At 57.7% G+C, this 17,053-nt stretch carries 16 protein-coding genes and 1 pseudogene; 4 read left to right on the top strand and 13 right to left on the bottom strand.

From position 1 onward, the window contains the following. Window positions 1-13: 13 nt before the first annotated feature. Entirely contained in the window at window positions 14-2,119 is a 2,106-nt protein-coding gene (fusA, locus tag WFN75_RS07105; protein ID WP_336995918.1) for an elongation factor G, read from the bottom strand. Between the two features lie 159 nt (window positions 2,120-2,278). On the opposite strand from fusA, the gene WFN75_RS07110 reads away from it, so the two are divergent. Next, entirely contained in the window at window positions 2,279-2,599 is a 321-nt protein-coding gene (locus WFN75_RS07110; protein WP_233802338.1) for an ArsR/SmtB family transcription factor, read from the top strand. A gap of 19 nt (window positions 2,600-2,618) precedes the next feature. On the opposite strand, the gene WFN75_RS07115 is transcribed toward WFN75_RS07110, so the two are convergent. Continuing rightward, window positions 2,619-3,494 (bottom strand): MBL fold metallo-hydrolase, encoded by an 876-nt coding sequence (locus WFN75_RS07115; protein ID WP_263617573.1) that lies wholly within the window; start codon window positions 3,492-3,494, stop codon window positions 2,619-2,621. Window positions 3,495-3,613: 119 nt separating this feature from the next. Between WFN75_RS07115 and WFN75_RS07120 the strand changes: the two genes are divergently transcribed. Continuing rightward, window positions 3,614-4,537 carry a LysR family transcriptional regulator gene (locus WFN75_RS07120; RefSeq protein WP_263617572.1) on the top strand — a complete coding sequence of 308 codons (924 nt, stop codon included), beginning with the start codon at window positions 3,614-3,616 and terminating at the stop codon, window positions 4,535-4,537. A gap of 144 nt (window positions 4,538-4,681) precedes the next feature. Here the strand turns inward: WFN75_RS07120 and pptA are convergent, their stop codons facing one another. The 10 genes and pseudogenes from pptA to WFN75_RS07170 form a co-directional block, all read right to left on the bottom strand. Then, a complete protein-coding gene (gene pptA / locus WFN75_RS07125) occupies window positions 4,682-4,912 on the bottom strand; it encodes a tautomerase PptA (RefSeq protein ID WP_040075610.1) in 231 nt (76 codons plus the stop codon). 36 nt (window positions 4,913-4,948) lie between these two features. Further along, window positions 4,949-5,566 (bottom strand): glutathione S-transferase family protein, encoded by a 618-nt coding sequence (locus WFN75_RS07130; protein WP_040075609.1) that lies wholly within the window; start codon window positions 5,564-5,566, stop codon window positions 4,949-4,951. A 40-nt stretch (window positions 5,567-5,606) separates the two neighbouring features. Then, complete coding sequence (locus tag WFN75_RS07135; RefSeq protein ID WP_336995919.1) at window positions 5,607-6,494, bottom strand: transporter substrate-binding domain-containing protein; 888 nt, start codon at window positions 6,492-6,494, stop codon at window positions 5,607-5,609. A 9-nt stretch (window positions 6,495-6,503) separates the two neighbouring features. After that, a complete protein-coding gene (locus tag WFN75_RS07140) occupies window positions 6,504-7,277 on the bottom strand; it encodes an amino acid ABC transporter ATP-binding protein (protein ID WP_212475992.1) in 774 nt (257 codons plus the stop codon). Beyond that, window positions 7,261-8,187, bottom strand: a complete 927-nt coding sequence (locus tag WFN75_RS07145; protein ID WP_263617569.1) for an amino acid ABC transporter permease — start codon at window positions 8,185-8,187, stop codon at window positions 7,261-7,263. The genes WFN75_RS07140 and WFN75_RS07145 overlap by 17 nt, the downstream gene beginning before the upstream one ends. Before the next feature lie 10 nt (window positions 8,188-8,197). Next, window positions 8,198-8,707 carry a GNAT family N-acetyltransferase gene (locus WFN75_RS07150; protein WP_212475990.1) on the bottom strand — a complete coding sequence of 170 codons (510 nt, stop codon included), beginning with the start codon at window positions 8,705-8,707 and terminating at the stop codon, window positions 8,198-8,200. 9 nt (window positions 8,708-8,716) lie between these two features. Continuing rightward, a pseudogene (locus WFN75_RS07155) lies at window positions 8,717-10,980 on the bottom strand (NtaA/DmoA family FMN-dependent monooxygenase). A 16-nt stretch (window positions 10,981-10,996) separates the two neighbouring features. Beyond that, window positions 10,997-12,118, bottom strand: a complete 1,122-nt coding sequence (locus tag WFN75_RS07160) for an amidohydrolase (protein WP_336995920.1) — start codon at window positions 12,116-12,118, stop codon at window positions 10,997-10,999. Then, the gene (locus tag WFN75_RS07165) at window positions 12,115-13,095 is read right to left on the bottom strand and encodes an LLM class flavin-dependent oxidoreductase (protein ID WP_336995921.1); all 981 of its coding nucleotides are present in this window, start codon (window positions 13,093-13,095) and stop codon (window positions 12,115-12,117) included. The genes WFN75_RS07160 and WFN75_RS07165 overlap by 4 nt, the downstream gene beginning before the upstream one ends. 110 nt (window positions 13,096-13,205) lie before the next feature. Continuing rightward, window positions 13,206-13,745, bottom strand: a complete 540-nt coding sequence (locus WFN75_RS07170; RefSeq protein WP_263617839.1) for an AAA family ATPase — start codon at window positions 13,743-13,745, stop codon at window positions 13,206-13,208. A 344-nt stretch (window positions 13,746-14,089) separates the two neighbouring features. Between WFN75_RS07170 and WFN75_RS07175 the strand changes: the two genes are divergently transcribed. Next, window positions 14,090-15,625, top strand: coding sequence for a methyl-accepting chemotaxis protein (locus tag WFN75_RS07175; protein ID WP_336995922.1), 1,536 nt, complete (start codon window positions 14,090-14,092; stop codon window positions 15,623-15,625). A gap of 29 nt (window positions 15,626-15,654) precedes the next feature. Here the strand turns inward: WFN75_RS07175 and WFN75_RS07180 are convergent, their stop codons facing one another. Further along, window positions 15,655-16,053, bottom strand: a complete 399-nt coding sequence (locus WFN75_RS07180) for a (R)-mandelonitrile lyase (protein WP_336995923.1) — start codon at window positions 16,051-16,053, stop codon at window positions 15,655-15,657. 109 nt (window positions 16,054-16,162) lie between these two features. Here WFN75_RS07180 and WFN75_RS07185 point away from each other — a divergent pair, with 109 nt between their 5' ends. Next, complete coding sequence (locus tag WFN75_RS07185) at window positions 16,163-17,053, top strand: LysR family transcriptional regulator (protein ID WP_046885390.1); 891 nt, start codon at window positions 16,163-16,165, stop codon at window positions 17,051-17,053.

The following is a 17,053-nucleotide window of genomic DNA, read 5'->3' on the forward strand; positions in this document are numbered from 1 at the left end:
CACCCAATAATCGTTAAGCTCCTTTCGAACGGCTGGCGATAATCCCTTCTGCAACATTACGCGGCGCTTCGGCATAGTGATGAAACTCCATGCTGTAGGTCGCGCGGCCCTGGGACATCGAGCGCAGCGTGGTGGCATAGCCGAACATCTCTGCCAGCGGCACATCGGCGCGGATAATCTGGCTACCGTACCGCTCCTCCATGCCCTGCACCATGCCGCGGCGGGAAGAGAGATCGCCCATTACATTCCCGGCGTAGGTCTCAGGCGTCTCTACCTCAACGTGCATCACCGGCTCCAGGATGACCGGATCGGCCCGACGCGCCCCCTCTTTGAAACCAAAGATCGCCGCCATGCGGAAGGCCATCTCCGAGGAGTCCACGTCGTGATACGAACCAAAGGTCAGAGTCGCTTTTACGTCCACGACCGGATAGCCCGCCAGCACGCCGCTGTTCATCGCCTCGCGCAGCCCTTTTTCCACCGAAGGGATGTATTCGCGCGGCACCACCCCGCCTTTCGTGGCATCTTCAAAGACAAAACCGCTGCCCGGCTCCAGGGGTTCGAGGCTGAGGACAACATGGCCGTACTGCCCTTTACCGCCGGACTGACGCACAAATTTGCCCTCGATCTCTTTCACCGCTTTGCGCAGGGTTTCACGGTAGGTCACCTGCGGCCGACCGATATTCGCCTCCACGCCAAACTCGCGTTTCATCCGGTCAACGATAATCTCCAGATGCAGCTCACCCATTCCGGAGATGATCGTCTGCCCTGACTCCTCGTCGGTGTGCAGGCGGAACGACGGATCTTCTGCAGCCAGACGTTGCAGCGCGATCCCCATTTTCTCCTGATCCGCTTTGGTTTTTGGCTCAATGGCCAGCGAAATCACCGGGTCCGGGAACTCCATCCGTTCCAGGGTAATCACCGCCGCCGGATCACAGAGCGTGTCGCCGGTGGTGACATCTTTTAACCCGACACAGGCCGCGATATCCCCGGCGCGCAGCTCGTCTACCTCGTGGCGATCGTTAGCCTGCATCAGCACAATGCGCCCAATACGTTCCTTCTTGTCTTTCACCGGATTGTAAACCGCGTCGCCTTTTCTCAGCACGCCGGAATAGACCCGGATAAAGGTCAACTGGCCCACGTAGGGGTCGGTCATCAGCTTGAACGCCAGCGCCGAGAAGGGTTCGTCGTCGCTTGGGTGGCGCTCGGCAGCCTGCCCCTTCGCATCTACCCCGTCAATTGCCGGGACGTCCAGCGGCGAGGGCATCAGTTCAATCACCGCGTCGAGCATCCGCTGCACCCCTTTGTTTTTAAAGGCGCTGCCGCAGAGCATCGGCTGGATTTCGCCCGCCACGGTGCGTTGACGCAACCCGCTGATGATGTCAGCTTCGTCCAGATCGCCCGTTTCCAGATATTTATCCATGAGCGCATCGCTGGCTTCAGCCGCCGCCGAGACCATCTGCTCACGCCAGGTCTGCGCGGTGGCCTGCAGCTCATCCGGCACCGGCGCATAGCTGAAGGTCATGCCCTGCGTGGCATCGTCCCAGACGATAGCGCGCATCTTAATGAGATCGACCACGCCGGTGAAATGCTCTTCCGCCCCGATCGGAATCACGATCGGCACCGGGTGAGCTTTTAACCTGTCGACCATCATCTGGACCACGCGGAAGAAATCAGCACCCGGGCGGTCCATTTTGTTGACGAACGCGATACGGGGTACGTGATACTTATTGGCCTGCCGCCAGACGGTTTCCGACTGGGGCTGCACGCCACCGACAGAGTCATACACCATGACCGCGCCGTCCAGCACCCGCATGGAGCGTTCTACTTCAATGGTAAAATCTACGTGCCCCGGGGTATCGATGATATTAATCCGGTGCGGTTCATAGCTACGGTCCATACCGGGCCAGAAGCAGCTCACCGCCGCAGAGGTAATGGTAATACCTCGCTCTTGCTCCTGCGCCATCCAGTCGGTTGTTGCCGCGCCATCGTGGACTTCACCCAGTTTGTGACTCATTCCGGTATAAAACAGGATGCGCTCAGTGGTGGTCGTTTTACCGGCATCGATATGCGCGGAGATACCGATGTTGCGATAACGTTCGAGAGGGATGGGTCGGGGCATGATGCGTCCTTAGTCAGTTGACTGTGAGTAAGCGACCGGGATGGTCGCGTCTGAGTTCGTCTGCTATCATAGTCCTACTGTACGAGTATGTACGAACTATTTTTTAAGGTTTGCGCTATCAATGGTATAGCTCAAACTGATGCCTTATCCAGGAGCCTTATGATCCCTAACCATCCCGAACCGGAACAGATACAGCTGGAAAACGTGCTTTTAGCGCTGGGTAATCCGCTGCGTCTCGCCATCATTCGCCAGCTTGCAGACGGCAGCGAAGCAAGCTGCAATGCCCTGCGACCGCCGGATATCGCGAAATCGACCATGACACACCACTGGCGCGTTTTGCGCGACAGCGGGGTCATCTGGCAGCGGCCACAGGGGCGAGAAAATATGATTTCATTGCGCAGCGAGGATCTCGATAATCGCTTTCCCGGCCTGCTGGAAACATTGTTGCGGGTGATGAATAACGCGGCTCCGCGCGCCTGAGTCAGGCGCGCTGGTCATATCAGAACGCCGGGGACCCGTCGTCGTATTGCAGGCTAAATGTCGCTTCGCCACGCTTTACGCTGGCGCTTACCGGTGAATTGAAGTGCATACCGGTCACGCTGAGATTATCTGTCGCTACCCGCTCAAGCAGGCGTTTGCGCGTTGCCGCCGCGGTCTCCGGATCGCTGTCAAAGGCAATGGTGACATCTGGCTGCTCTACCTGAATATGTGGGAAATGGACGATATCCCCCCAGATTAATAGCGAATCCTGCGCGTTCCCGACCACATAGCCGGTATGCCCCGGCGTGTGACCAGGCAGTGGCACCGCCTGAATACCGGGCAAAATATCTTCCTGTGTGAAGGTCACCAGTCTGTCGTCATACGCGGCAAAAGCATTTTGTGCCAGCTCGAACGAGGGCTTAAACCTCTCTGGTGCGCTGGCCTGCATCGTTTTGTTGCGCCAGAACGCCAGTTCACGCTCGTGCACAAACAGCCGTTCAACATGGCGAAAATGGGGCGTGGCGAGCGGCCCGGCAAGGCCACCGATATGGTCTGGATGGGCATGTGTAAGCAGGACGGTGTCGATCTGCAAGGGATCGATTTCTGCCGCCGCCAGCGCCACCGGCAGCCGCCCGCCCCAGCCTTTGAAGTTGCCCGCGCCGCTATCCACCAACACCGTATGCTGTCCGGTCTGGATCACGTAAATGTTGATGTTCATACGTGGCAACGTGCTCACGCCCCGCGCCTGCAGCAGGGCTTCGGCTTTTGAGCCGGTGATCCCCGAAAGTAGCTCAAACGACCCATCCAGGTAGCCATCGCTGAGCATGGTAACGATGCTATCGCCCACTTTTTTCCGGTTGACCATGGGTGCCTGAACCTGGTGTGTTAACGGCATGATATGACCTCTCTGGTTGGTGTGGCTTAAGCATAAGTCGTTGGTGAGGCAGTAAAAAGAGGCGTTTTCGTATTACACTGTTATCCACAGAGTAATAATCGTTAGCTGAGGCCATCCCGATGCGTGCCAGAATGTATGAACAGATGAGCATTTTTGTTGAAGTCGCCGAACGGGGAAGTTTCGCCCGGGCAGCGGATGTGCTCCACCTGCATCGCCCCGCCGTAACCAAAGCCATCCAGCAGCTGGAAGAGGAGCTGGGTACGCGCTTACTGCATCGCACCACCCGAAAAGTCAGCCTCACCTCTGAGGGCGAGCTCTTTTTCCAGCGGGCGAAAGCATTGCTGCATGAGATGGACGATGTGATGGCATCGTTTTCGCCGACGCGTCCTCCGCGCGGTCGACTACGCGTTGATACGCCACTCTCGCTGGCACATGCCGTACTGATCCCGGCGCTGAGGGACTTTCAGGCACGTTATCCGGATATCGAACTGGAGCTGACCTCTTCCGATCATCGGGTTGATATGGTGGCTGAGGGCATTGATTGCGTGATCCGCCTTGGCGAATTGCAGGACTCTACGCTGGTGTCACGACGTCTGGGTGATGCGCGGCTGGTCACCTGCGCTACGCCGGAATATCTGGCGCACTATGGCGTGCCCGGCACGCCGGAGGATCTCGCCAGACACCAGACCGTGATGTTTTTCAGCGGGCACAATCGCGTTGTAATGAAGTGGCGATTTATAAAACAAGGTTCGCCGGTGACGGTCCACCCGGCCAGACACATGCTGGTCGACAACACCGATATTATGCTCTCCTGCGGGCTGTCGGGGCTGGGGATAATCCAGGGTATCCATGCGGTTATGGCCCCTCATCTCGCCGCCGGCCGACTGGTGGAAGTGCTCTCTGACTACACCACCGCATCGAAACCGGTCTCGGTTCTCTTTCCGGACCGACGCTATCTGACACCTAAAGTACGGGTCTTTATCGACTGGCTGAGTGAGCTTTTTGCCGCGAAATCCGGGGGTTTTAAAAGATTATTATCCTGAAAGAAACAGTACGCGGAGAGCGGCGATGGTATTAACTCACAAACCTTACAGGTAAATGCCGTAAGAGAATGACCCGATGTCGCCCTCCTCCTATGCGCCATAATTTCGCCAAAAAAAACGGTAACCTTCGTTACCGTCTTTGCCTTACAGAGAATATCCCGGCTTCTTAATCAGCTCGTCGAGCTTCGGGCCAATCTCCGTATCCCAGACCTGCGCTTTCCAGTCTGCTTCCTGAACTTCGTTAAGCGCCACGGAAACAGCGCGATCTTTACTGTTCAGGTGACGAACGATCACCTCGGCGATCTCCTCTGCCAGAGCGGTTTTTTGTTCGTCATTCAGATCGCGCGGGAAACATTTAATATCAACGTGTGGCATAAGCAGGGCTCCTTTATCAGTTAGCCTTTCACGCTATCAGATTATCTCGTTAGCTTTTAGCACCTTGTGCAGTTTAGCGAGCTGGCTCACCTTATCGGCGATGGCGACGATATTGGGGGTATTGGCCGCGAACCACTCGCCGCGCGGCCCCCAGCTACGCATCACCACAAGGTAAGCGTCGAGTAAGGTGAGCTGTTCGCCAAGGGCCCACGGCGTGGCCTTGAGATGGTTATCCAGCCACAGATAGAGCGATTTGCGGTACTCCCGACAGTTTTCTTGCAGTTGCTGCGGTGCATCAGGCGCCCAGCGCTCCGGATAATCGGCGTAGGTAAAGGTGGGATAGACGTTAGCGACCAGCCAGATGAGTAAGCGCTGAAACTGCTGACGTTCACTGTGCCCTACCGGCGGCGCCAGTTCGGGGCAGCGGTCGAGGATCATCAGCGCAATCGCGGCGGTCTCCGTCATGATCTCGCCATTCTCCAGTTCTAGCGTGGGCACCTGGCACAGCGGGTTAAGCCGCTCGAGCCTTTCGCGCTGCGGCCCGGGGGCGTCAAAGCCCTCTACGTTGATAAACTGATACGGAATATCGGCGAGGGTTAGCATCACCTCACTGATTGCCGAGCCCCAGCCGGGTACGCCATAGACTTTAATCATGCTGCCTCCACGCAAGAGAAACCCTAAGTGTAGAGCAGCATTAGTAGGTTATCCCCGGCGGATTGACCTCCGATCGTTCCACCGCTTCGCCCTGCTCGCCCCAGCGCGCCAGCACCTGCTGATACTCCCCGCGCTGGATGGCCCCGTCCAGGGCCGCCTGCAGGGCATAGACCAGGCCATTGCCCTTCCTGGTGGTGGTTGCCACATAGGCCTTCTTCGGCCCTAACCCGACCACGCGGGTTTTGCCGGTGAGAGCCGCTTTGTAAGCTGAGACAGACTGCGGCCCGAAGAAGACATCCGCCCTGCCGGACTGTATATAGAGGTTGCCCGAGGCATCGTCCGTCAGGTAGACCGGCAGCGCCGGCTGGCGCCCCGCCCGAATATTTTCTTCATTCCAGCCCAGCAGGATCCGCTCCTGATTCGTCCCCGAGCCGACAATCACTTTTTTGCCCGCCAGATCGGCGGCCGTGTTGATCGACGCTATTTCGCTGGTGGATTTCACCGAAAACGCCAGCGAATCCACGCGATAGGTGGCAAAGTCGAACTTCTGCTTACGCTGCTCCGTCACCGCTATGTTCACCAGCGCCACGTCGTAGCGCCCGGCAATGATCCCCAGCGGCCAGTCTTCCCAGGCTACGGGAACCAGCTTCAACTTTAACCCGAGACTGCCCGCCAGCAGTCGGGCAATATCCGGATCGCTGCCGATACGGGTGCGGTTATCGCTGGCAAGGAGCGCCAGCGGGGGCGAGTTTAGGGCCGAGATCGCAACGGTCAGGGTGCCCGGCTCGATAAAACGATAATCTGCCGGGATCTTCGCCACCGCCTGTTTATCGAGAGTTACCGTCAGCGGCTGTTCATTGGCCTGCAGATTAATGCCGGCGTGGCTTGCAGTGGATACGAGCAGCCCGGCCAGAAGTCCATATTTCATCTACGCTCCTTACAACACTTTCGAGAGGAACTGGCGCGTACGCGCATGGGAAGGACGGTTCAAAACTTCGTCGCTGCTACCCTGCTCCACAATTTTGCCATCGACCATAAACACCACCTGGTCCGCCACTTCACGCGCAAAGCCAATCTCATGAGTCACCACGACCAGCGTGGTGCCCGAGCGGGCCAGCTTTTTAATCACATCCAGCACTTCGCCCACCAGCTCAGGATCAAGCGCCGAGGTAGGTTCATCAAACAGCATGACGCGCGGTCGCAGCGCCAGGGCGCGGGCGATGGCAATGCGCTGCTGCTGCCCACCGGAGAGATGGCGCGACCAGGCGTCGGCCTTATCGCGCAGCCCTACCACATCCAGCAGCTCGTAAGCGCGTTCTATTGCCGCTTTACGGGTCAGCTTTTTATGCGCCACGGGGGCTTCAATCAGGTTTTCCAGCACCGTCAAATGCGGGAAGAGGTTGAAGTTCTGGAACACATACCCCACGTTCACCCGCTGCTTGAGGATCGCTTTCTCTTTCAGTTCAAAGAGCTTGTCGCCCTGACGGCGATAGCCGATGTAGTCGCCATCTATCTGAATAAACCCTTCGTCCACCCGCTCCAGGTGGTTAATGGTGCGCAGCAGGGTCGATTTGCCCGAGCCGGAGGGGCCGAGGATCACCGTCACGGAACCCGGCGGGATCTCCAGCGAGACGTTATCCAGCGCCTTGTGGCGACCAAAAAACTTACTGACGCCGGTGATTGAAATATGTCCTTCAGGAGAGGCTGGCATGGATAGGCTCCTGTGTCTGGGTGGGAGTAACGGAACGGCTGCGGCTGGCGCTGCGGTTCTGGTTGACCGCGGAGCGACGCTCGCTGCGGGCGAGGCCACGCTCCACCAGGTGTTGAATAGCGGAAAGGACGGTCGTGATCGCCAGATACCAGACGGCACCCACCATCAGCAGCGGTATCACCTCCTGGGTACGGTTGTAGATCATCTGAATGGTGTAAAAGAGCTCAGGCATCGCCAGCACGTAAACCATTGCCGTCCCCTTGGCGAGGCTGATGATCTCGTTAAACCCGGCCGGCAGAATGGTGCGCAGCGCCTGGGGCAATATGATGCGCAGGGTGCGGCGCGAGGCGGGTAACCCCAACGCAGCGGCCGCTTCATACTGACCGTGATCCACCCCCAGAAAACCGCCGCGAATGATCTCGGCGGTATAGGCGCTCTGCACCAGCGTCAGCCCCACTACCGCGGTGGAGAACTGCCCGAGCACGTTAATGGTCTCAAAACGGCCCCAGGTGATCTGTGTAAAAGGCACTCCGAGAGAGAGCGTGTCGTACAGATACGAGAAGTTATAGAGAATAATCAGCACCACAATCAGCGGTAGCGAGCGGAATAGCCAGATATAGCCCCACGCGAGGCCACTGAGCAACCACGACGACGACAGACGCGCCAGCGCCAGCATGCCGCCAATCACCACGCTCAGCGCGGTGCCAATCAGGGTGAGTAACAGCGTCTGCCCCACCCCCTCCAGGATGACCGGGTCGAAGAACCAGTGGGCAAACACCGCCCACTCCCAGCGCGGATTAAAGGCCACCGATTGTACGACCACAGCCAGCACAAAGAGCGCCACAACGGCCCCCAGGGTACGCAGCGGGTAGCGCGCCGGGACCACTTTGATGGTTTCAACGTTGTTCATTGTCACTTCCTCATGCGGTTTTACTGAGCGCTTCGCGCACCAGCGTTTTGGTGAAGCGCAGACGGCCATCGAACGGTGGCTGGCTGTACTCTTCCGGATCGCGATTCAGATCGAACTGCGGCTGATACCCCTGACTGAGATAGAGCCGCACCGCCTCTGGCTGGCGAAAACCGGTAGTAAGGTACATCTGGCTGTAACCTGCACGCACTGCCCTGCGCTCCAGCTCCTGCACCACCCTGGCCGCCAGTCCCTGCTGACGCAGCGTTTTGTCCGTCCAGATCCGTTTGATCTCTGCGGTTTGGGGATCAAAGGCTTTATACGCGCCGGTGGCGATAATCACCCCGTTGCGCTCCAGCACGATAAACAGCCCCTGCGGCGGCAAATACCACTCGGTCAGTTCGACTTCCGCATCTTTCGAGAAGTAGTCGCCGTAGCGGTCGGCATACTCCTGGAACAGTCCTTCGAGAATCGGCTGCAGATCGGCATCTTGCGGCGAAACGTCGCGAAATAGCTCGCTCATGGGGCCTCCTTAGTCGCCAAGTCCGGCCGGATTCACTTCAGAGTGCGGAATACGCTCCACGCCCTCGCCCCAGCGGTTGAGTACCTTGTCGTAATCGCCGTTTTTGATCGCTCCGTTGAGCGCGGTCTGCACCGGCTCGACCAGGCCACCGCCTTTTTTCAGCGTCACGGCGATGTGCGCCGCCTTCGGCCAGCCGCCATCCACGCTGCCCACCAATTTCGTTTTACCGGTGAGCGCGGCTTTCCAGGCCCCAATCACGTTCGGGCCAAAAAAGGCATCTGCGCGACCCGACTGGATCGCCAGGGTTTGCGCCGCATCATCCTTGGTATAGACCGGGATAAAGGGCTTCAGCCCTTTTTTGAGGTTCTGCTCATTCCACGCCAGCAGGATGGCTTCCTGATTGGTGCCGGAGCCCACAATAATGCGCAGTCCGGCGATATCTTCCGCTTTCTCAATGGCGTGGATCGGACTGGAGGATTTAACGTAGAAGCCGAGAGAGTCTTTTCGGTAGGTGGCAAAGTCGAACTTCTCTTTGCGCGCCTTGGTCACGGTAATATTGCTGATTGCGGCGTCATATTTACCGGACGAGACCCCCAGCGGCCAGTCTTCCCAGGAGGTTGGCACCACGTTCAGCGCCAGCCCAAGGCTATCAGCGACAAGGCGCGCGACGTCGACTTCGCTGCCCAGCAGCGTTTTGTTGTCATCAGAAAAAACGGTCAGCGGCGGTGAATTTAGCGCTGCTACCGCCACGGTAAATTTCCCCGGCACCGCAAAGCGATAGTCTTTCGGTAACTGTGCCACCGCTTCGTCGTTTTTCGGGGTATGGATCGGGGTTTTATTGGCCTCAAGGCTCACGCCGGTGCCGTTAATAGTGACATTCTCTGCCCAGACGGCAGGGGTAAAGGCCAGCGCGAGCGCCAGAATAAGCGATGTTTTCTGCATAGCGGATGTCTCTTTTATTATTTTACGAACTGGTTTTCAGGCTGCTCTAACCCCAGGCTGTCGCGCAGGGTGGTCCCAGGATAGTCGGTGCGGAACAGGCCGCGGGCCTGCAGGATCGGCACCACCTCATCGACAAAGCGCGGGAAGGTCTCCGGCGTGCCGCCCTGAATGATAAAACCGTCCGCGCCCCGGGCGTCGAACCACTGCTGCAGACCGTCTGCCACCTCTTGCGGGGTGCCGGAAAAACGCGGGCGCGGTGAGGCCGCCTCCAGCGCAACCTGGCGCAGTGTGAGATTGCGTTCGCGGGCATTGCGCTTGATCTCATCGGTGGTGCTGCGAAAGCTGTTCTGCCCCAGATCGCCGATGTCCGGGAAGGGTTCGTCGAGAGGATATTGCGCGAAATCGTGATGCTCGAAATAACGCCCCAGATAGTTGAGCGCGTCATGAATGGACACTAACGCCGCTGTGGTTTGATATTGTTGCTCTACGTCATCGGCATCTTTGCCCACGATGACGCTCACCCCCTGAAAAATATGTAACTCCTCGTGGCGGCGACCGTGTAATTCGAGCTGTTGTTTAACATCCTGATAGAAGGCGCGGGCCTCCTGCAGGCTGTCGTGGTGAGTAAAAATGGCGTCGGCATGTTTCGCCGCCAGCTTTTTGCCGTCGTCTGACGCCCCGGCCTGAAATACAATCGGTCGCCCCTGCGGCGTACGCCCGATATTCAGCGGCCCTGCTACCTGGAAGAAATCGCCCCGATGGTTGAGGGTATGCAGCTTTTCAGGATCAAAGAACTGACCGCTCTCTTTATCACGAATAAAAGCGTCTGCCTCCCAGGAGTCCCAAAGCCCTTTTACCACCTCCAGATACTCGTCGGCGATGCGATAACGTAGCGCGTGCTCCGGATGTTTATCCCGGGAGAAGTTTTTCGCCGAGCCTTCCAGCGGCGAGGTCACCACGTTCCAGCCCGCGCGCCCGTTGCTCAGGTGGTCGAGGCTGGCAAACTGCCGGGCCACGGTAAAGGGTTCGCTATAGGAGGTGGAGAGCGTGCCTACCAGCCCCAGGCGTGAGGTCAGGGTCGCCAGAGCGGATAATACCGTCAGGGGTTCGAAGCGATTTAAAAAATGCGGAATCGACTTCTCATTAATATAAAGACCGTCGGCGACAAAAATAAAGTCCAGCTTGCCCGCTTCCGCCTTTAATGCCGTCTCTTTAACAAAGTTAAAATTAATACTGGCATCGGCAATCGCCGCCGGATGGCGCCAGGCCGACATATTTCCGGAAGCGCCATGCAGTATGGTCCCCAGTCGCAATTGTCGTGTTGCAGACATATTCACCCCTTAACGATTAAATGTGTTGTAACGCTTTCTCGGCAAGCTGCGCGAAATATCGGGCGGCGGGCTCGATTAATGCCTCGTCCGGATTGAACGCCGGATGGTGCAGTCCGAACGCGCTGGCGCTGCCAATACTGACGAACGCACCGGGGATCTGCTGCAGGTACACCGCAAAATCTTCTCCCCCCATATGCAGTTCGGCGTGGTGGGTTTCGTAGCCGGTTTCCCTGGCCACGGCGGTGGCGAAATCAGCCCAGTGCGCATCGTTAACCAGCGCCGACGGGCCGGTGTACCAGGTGATATCAATCTGGGCGTTAAACGCGCTGGCAAAGCCGGCGGCAATTTCACTGACCCGATCCTTCACCTTCTGCTGCACCTGAGTGCTGTGGGTGCGCAGGGTCCCCTCCAGCTCGACGCTTTCCGGCAGGACGTTCCAGGTATTGCCCCCTTCGATACGGGTTACGCTGAGCACCACCGACTCCAGCGTATTAACATTACGGCTGGCCACGCTCTGCAGGGCCGTAACTAACTGGCTGGCGAGTACGATAGCGTCAGAGCCCTCATGCGGGCGCGCCGCATGGGCACCTTTACCGGTGATACGAATGACAAAACGATCGACGTTGGCATAAAACGGGCCCCCACGGGTGGCAAAGGCGCCCACCGGCAAACCGGGTTCGTTGTGCATGCCAAAGATAGCGCTGACACCCTGCAGGGCTCCCGCGCGGATCAGGCTTTTCGCGCCGCCAAAATTCTCTTCTGCGGGCTGGAACAGAATACGCACGCGACCGGGCAGCGTGGCTTCACGGGCTTTTAACTGCAGGGCCGCGCCGAGGATCACGCTGGTGTGAATATCGTGTCCGCAGGCGTGCATCACCCCGGCGTGCTGCGAGCTAAACGCAACACCGCTGCGCTCATCGATGGGTAAGGCATCAATATCGGCCCGCAGGGCGATCTGTTTCGGCCCGGTGCCGATCTCGGCGATCACGCCCGTCGGGATGTCAAACGGGAGTACGGCGATCCCGGCGTTATCGAGCCAGCGGCGAATGCGGGCGGTGGTTTCCACTTCCTCGCCCGACAGCTCCGGGAAGCGATGCAGCTCGCGTCGCCAGGCGATCAGTTGTTCATTGAAGTTCATGCCAGCACCTCGCGGGTTTGCGCCAGCAGACGCAAGGACTGCGCCCGGCTCTGTCCGTCGGCGATCGGCGTATCGATAATAAATTCGTCGATGCCCCAGCGGTCATGCAGCGCCTGCAATTGCGCCGCCACTGACTCTGCGGTGCCTGCCAGCAGCGACTGGGCGCGCCGGGCAATGCGCAGCGGTTCGCTACCCGCCTGGCGTGCGAAAGCGTAAGCCTGCTCTTCGCTGGCTACCGACACGCGCTGGCCGTTCACCAGCTCCACGCCCCACACCTCGACCTTTTCCGCCAGGGCATCGGCCTGGGCCTGGGTCGGCGCGACGATGGCCTGCACGGCTACTATCACATCCAGCGCACTGCTGGCGCGCCAGGTAGCAATGACATAGCGTAGCAGATCGGGGTCGCCGTTCAGGTGCGCGGCGAAGACAAAGTTCCAGTTAAGGCGCGCCGCCAGCAGTGCGCTCTCGATGCTGGCTCCCAGCAGATACCCCTGTGCCGGAATGGCGGGCAGCGGAGTGGCACGCAGTTCGTTATCAGAGGGGGTTAGCCAGCCGTCCAGTTGGGTCAGTTGTTCGGCGAAACTGCCCTTCTCCTGCGGATTTACCCCCTGTTGCAGGGCGCGGGTCGAGAGCGGCAGCCCGCCCGGGGCTTTGCCAACGCCGAGATCGACCCGGCCAGGGGCGAGATTGGCCAACACGTTGAAATTTTCTGCCACTTTATAGGGGCTGTAGTGTTGCAGCATTACGCCGCCAGAGCCGACGCGGATGCGGGAGGTCTGCCCGAGGATCCAGGCAATCAGTAACTCCGGGGATGGACTGGCCAGCTGCGCGGTGTTGTGGTGCTCGGCAATCCAGAAGCGGTGGTAACCCCAGGCTTCGGCCTGCCTGGCCAGCTGTAAGGTACGCGCCAGCGCATCGGCGGCGGTGTCGTTTTCCGCGACGGGACTTTTATCCAGAATGCTGATTCGCCAGGACATGTTTTGTTCTCGTTTGACTTAACATGTCGTCATTATTAAAGGGCGATTTCAGCGCTGAGAAACAATTAATTTACATTTGGTTTGCCAGAAATCAGAAATAGCGCGGCAAATTAGGCCAATGCGCGTAACTCGGCAATCAGATCGTCGGCCTGCTGGCGTCGGGTTATCCGCACAAAGCGAATATGGGAAAATTGCGGGTTAGCCATGTCGGCTTCATAGCGCGCACGGTTGCTGCGCCAGGTTTTAATGGTCCAGAGCAGAACCGATTCGCGGCTGAAGAAGGAACGGCGAAAGCTCTCGCGATTGCCGGTGCCGGGCCATAACTCTTGCTGGCTCCAGGCGCGTTTAGCTGCCCTCACTACCGCCTGGCGAAGCGTACGCATAAACCCGTAATCGACCCAGATAATCAGATCCACATCGCGCCACTTTACGGGACGCGTGCGATTGTAGTTGCCATCCAGCACCCAGCCCGGCGTAGCGCTGAGGACGTTTTCCAGCTTTGCAAAGAGCTCCTCATCAGGCGTACCTTGCCACGCTGGCCGCCAGTAGAGCGTATCCATTTCGATATAAGGGAGATGCAGTTCGGCGGCGAGGCGTCGCGCCAGGGTGCTTTTACCACTGCCGCTGGTACCAATAAGATTGATCTTCACAAACGGGCTCCGTCAGGGATTATCGGGGGCGTATAATAGCGTTTTCACCTTGTTAATGAAACGGCAGTTCAAAACAATAGTTTTGCCCACGGATTCATTTCGCGCTTTTTATTTCACTTAAGTCACTTCATTCACCCGCCCTGTTTATTAATATGGTAATGTTATTTTCATTTTTATTACATTATCGTCGGCACGGTATTAAAAATTATTTAATTTAGGCACTTTCTAATTCCAGATATTTTGTGGAGAATACGCCGCCTGGTTTATAAAAAATAAATACTTTATCTTGCCTGATACTTTATCGGGTAATCGCTATTTATGACGACACCACCCTGGAGTAACGTATGAGGCGTAACAGTCCTGTTACACAAAACGAGTATTTGCTTAACGATGGCACGACGTTAATGTCGACCACGAATACGCAAAGTCATATTACTTACGCCAACTCGGCCTTTATTGCGGCCAGTGGTTATAAAGAAGAAGAACTTATTGGCGAGCCGCATAATGTGATTCGTCATCCGGATATGCCGCCGGAGGCCTTTAGCGATCTGTGGTACACCCTGCAACAAGGCGAGAGCTGGACAGGGCTGGTGAAAAACCGCCGCCAGAATGGCGATCACTACTGGGTGCGTGCCAACGTGACGCCCGTTTATCAGAACGACACGCTGACCGGCTATATTTCAGTGCGTAATATTCCCCTGCGCGACGAAATCGCCGCCAGCGAAAAATTATACGCGCGCGTCTGCAATAATGAATTAAAAGGGCATCGCTTTTATAAAGGGGTGCTGATACGCCGGGGTCTTCTCTCTTTCTTATCATTATTTAAGCGTATTAGCACCGCCAGCCGTGTCAATTATGCAATGGTGGTATTCGCCGCTCTGGCGATGACGACCCCTTTTTTATTTACTCAGCCGCTCTGGCAAGCCTCCGTGCTGGTCCTGTTATTTGTCTTGCAGGCATGCTATTTCAATAGCCAGATTTGCCGCCCGCTAAAAACAATCGTTAAACAGATGCAGCGCGTCGTTTCGGGCCGAAAAACCGATTATTACCATTTTGACCGCGTTGATGAAATTGGGTTGATGATGCGCCTGGTAAACCAGTCCGGGTTGAATCTCAATTCGCTGGTTGACGACGTAGGAACTCAAATTACCGGTATTCGCGAGATCAGCCAGCGGGTAGCCACCGAGGGCGATGCGCTGCAGGCGCGTTCGGAGGAGATGGCGGACGATCTGCAGCAAACCGCCGCCGCCGTAGAAGAGATAGCCAGTGCGGTAAAACAGACCGCCGAAACAGCCCGTGAAGCGATCCTGATGGCCGACCAGACCCGTACCAGCGCAGACCATAGCGAAGCGATCATGAAGCAGACCATTGGCATGATGCAGGCGGTATCACAGGATAATGGCCAGATCGTCGACATTATCGGGGTGATTGATCGTATCGCGTTTCAGACCAATATTCTGGCGTTGAACGCCGCGGTTGAGGCTGCGCGCGCCGGGGACGCCGGTCGGGGCTTTGCGGTGGTGGCAGCCGAGGTGCGCCACCTGGCGCAGCACTCTGCCTCCGCTGCAAAAGAGATCAAAGCGCTGATTGAGAAAAACGTCGCCAGCGTTAACGCCGGCGTGGATAAAGTGGAGCAGACTGAAACCCACCTGAGCGCAATGATCGGCAACGTGCTGACCATGTCGACATTGATTAAAGAGATAGGCCACGCGACTCAGGAACAGACGCAGGCGTTGTCCCTTATCAATACCGCCATTTCACGTATTGGCGTGATGACCCATAACAATACCGCCATGGTTGATAATGTCACCCAGGCGGCAAATCACCTCACCCAACGCACCACCCGCCTGCAGCACGCGATTGCGGTATTTGGCGGCTAAACGGTCGCTCTTCGCCAGGTATCGGGCCGTTAGCGGCCCTGATACTGCTCGTCGCTGACCTTCTCCATCCACGTCACCGGGCTACCGTCCACCGATTCCGCAATAGCAATATGGGTCATTGCCGTTTCGCTGCTCGCCCCGTGCCAGTGTTTTACGCCGGGTGGGATCCAGGCGATATCCCCTGCATTCAGCCCCTGCGCCTCTTCGCCCCATGCCTGCAGCCAGCCGCGTCCCTGGGTGACAATGAGCGTTTGTCCCAGCGGATGGGTGTGCCAGGCCGTGCGTGCGCCGGGTTCAAAGGTGACGGTTGCGCCACCGACGGTGGCGGGCCCGGTTGCCTGAAACGGGGCATCAATACGTACGGCGCCGGTAAACCATGCTTCGGGGCCGCGCACGGAGGGCAGTGAACCATTTCGGATAATTTTCATTTTTGCTCCTGTTTAGCTGATGCGTTAACAGTAGCGCACCTCTGCTGCGCCGATTAGACTGCATAATCAGAAAGGAACCATGAGCCAAATTCATTAATGGGAAGCTGGTATGCTGAAAGACAATTTTAACGATCTGCTCTCCTTTATGGTGGTCGCACGCGAGCGCAGCTTTACCCGTGCGGCGGCGCAGCTGGGTGTCTCTCAGTCGGCGCTTAGCCATGCGATGCGTAACCTGGAGGCGCGCCTTGATGTGCGCCTGCTGACCCGCACCACCCGCAGCGTGGCCCCCACCGAAGCGGGCGAGCAGTTATTTCTCCGTTTGCGCCCCCATCTGCTGGAGATTGAACAAGAGCTGACAGCCCTGCGCGATATGCGTGACAAACCGGCCGGGAATATTCGTATCACCGCCGGAGAGCATGCCATGTCGGCGGTGCTGTGGCCGGTACTGAAGCCGTTTATGGCGCAGTATCCCGATATCCATATTGAGGTGACGGTCGACAATGGGTTGACGGACATTGTTGATGGCCGCTTTGACGCGGGGATACGGCTTGGTGAGCAGGTGGCGAAAGATATGATCGCGGTACGGATCGCCCCGGATATGCGCATGGCGGTCGTCGGCTCGCCCGCCTATTTTGCCCGTTACGGCGTGCCAGAAACGCCAGAACAGCTGGAAAACCACCGCTGCATCAATATGCGTTTACCGACGCGCGGTGGATTATATGCCTGGGAGTTTGAAAAAGAGGGCCGGGAGCTGCGGGTGCGGGTTGACGGGCAGCTTACGCTCAATAACCTGCCTCAGCGACTGGATGCCGCCGAGGCAGGGTTAGGTCTGGCCTACGTGCCGGATGATACTGTCCAGCAGGCACTCGCCGAAGGTCGGTTGATTCGGGTACTGGAGGAGTGGTGCACACCTTTCGATGGCTATCACCTCTACTACCCCAGCCGCCGTCAGCACACCACGGCCTTTGCCCTGTTTCTGGAGGCGTTACGTCAGCAATAG

The sequence above is a fragment of the Leclercia sp. UBA7405 genome (genome assembly GCF_037152215.1).
Classification (GTDB): Bacteria; Pseudomonadota; Gammaproteobacteria; order Enterobacterales; family Enterobacteriaceae; genus Enterobacter; species Enterobacter pneumoniae.

Coding starts and splice junctions, on each gene's coding strand:
- fusA (WP_336995918.1), bottom strand. CDS start 2,119: ATGCCCCGACCCATCCCTCTCGAACGTTATCGCAACATCGGTATCTCC.
- WFN75_RS07135 (WP_336995919.1), bottom strand. CDS start 6,494: ATGAAATATGGACTTCTGGCCGGGCTGCTCGTATCCACTGCAAGCCAC.
- WFN75_RS07185 (WP_046885390.1), top strand. CDS start 16,163: ATGCTGAAAGACAATTTTAACGATCTGCTCTCCTTTATGGTGGTCGCA.
- WFN75_RS07165 (WP_336995921.1), bottom strand. CDS start 13,095: ATGTCCTGGCGAATCAGCATTCTGGATAAAAGTCCCGTCGCGGAAAAC.
- WFN75_RS07140 (WP_212475992.1), bottom strand. CDS start 7,277: ATGCCAGCCTCTCCTGAAGGACATATTTCAATCACCGGCGTCAGTAAG.
- pptA (WP_040075610.1), bottom strand. CDS start 4,912: ATGCCACACGTTGATATTAAATGTTTCCCGCGCGATCTGAATGACGAA.
- WFN75_RS07120 (WP_263617572.1), top strand. CDS start 3,614: ATGCGTGCCAGAATGTATGAACAGATGAGCATTTTTGTTGAAGTCGCC.
- WFN75_RS07180 (WP_336995923.1), bottom strand. CDS start 16,053: ATGAAAATTATCCGAAATGGTTCACTGCCCTCCGTGCGCGGCCCCGAA.
- WFN75_RS07110 (WP_233802338.1), top strand. CDS start 2,279: ATGATCCCTAACCATCCCGAACCGGAACAGATACAGCTGGAAAACGTG.
- WFN75_RS07145 (WP_263617569.1), bottom strand. CDS start 8,187: ATGAACAACGTTGAAACCATCAAAGTGGTCCCGGCGCGCTACCCGCTG.
- WFN75_RS07175 (WP_336995922.1), top strand. CDS start 14,090: ATGAGGCGTAACAGTCCTGTTACACAAAACGAGTATTTGCTTAACGAT.
- WFN75_RS07150 (WP_212475990.1), bottom strand. CDS start 8,707: ATGAGCGAGCTATTTCGCGACGTTTCGCCGCAAGATGCCGATCTGCAG.
- WFN75_RS07115 (WP_263617573.1), bottom strand. CDS start 3,494: ATGCCGTTAACACACCAGGTTCAGGCACCCATGGTCAACCGGAAAAAA.
- WFN75_RS07160 (WP_336995920.1), bottom strand. CDS start 12,118: ATGAACTTCAATGAACAACTGATCGCCTGGCGACGCGAGCTGCATCGC.
- WFN75_RS07130 (WP_040075609.1), bottom strand. CDS start 5,566: ATGATTAAAGTCTATGGCGTACCCGGCTGGGGCTCGGCAATCAGTGAG.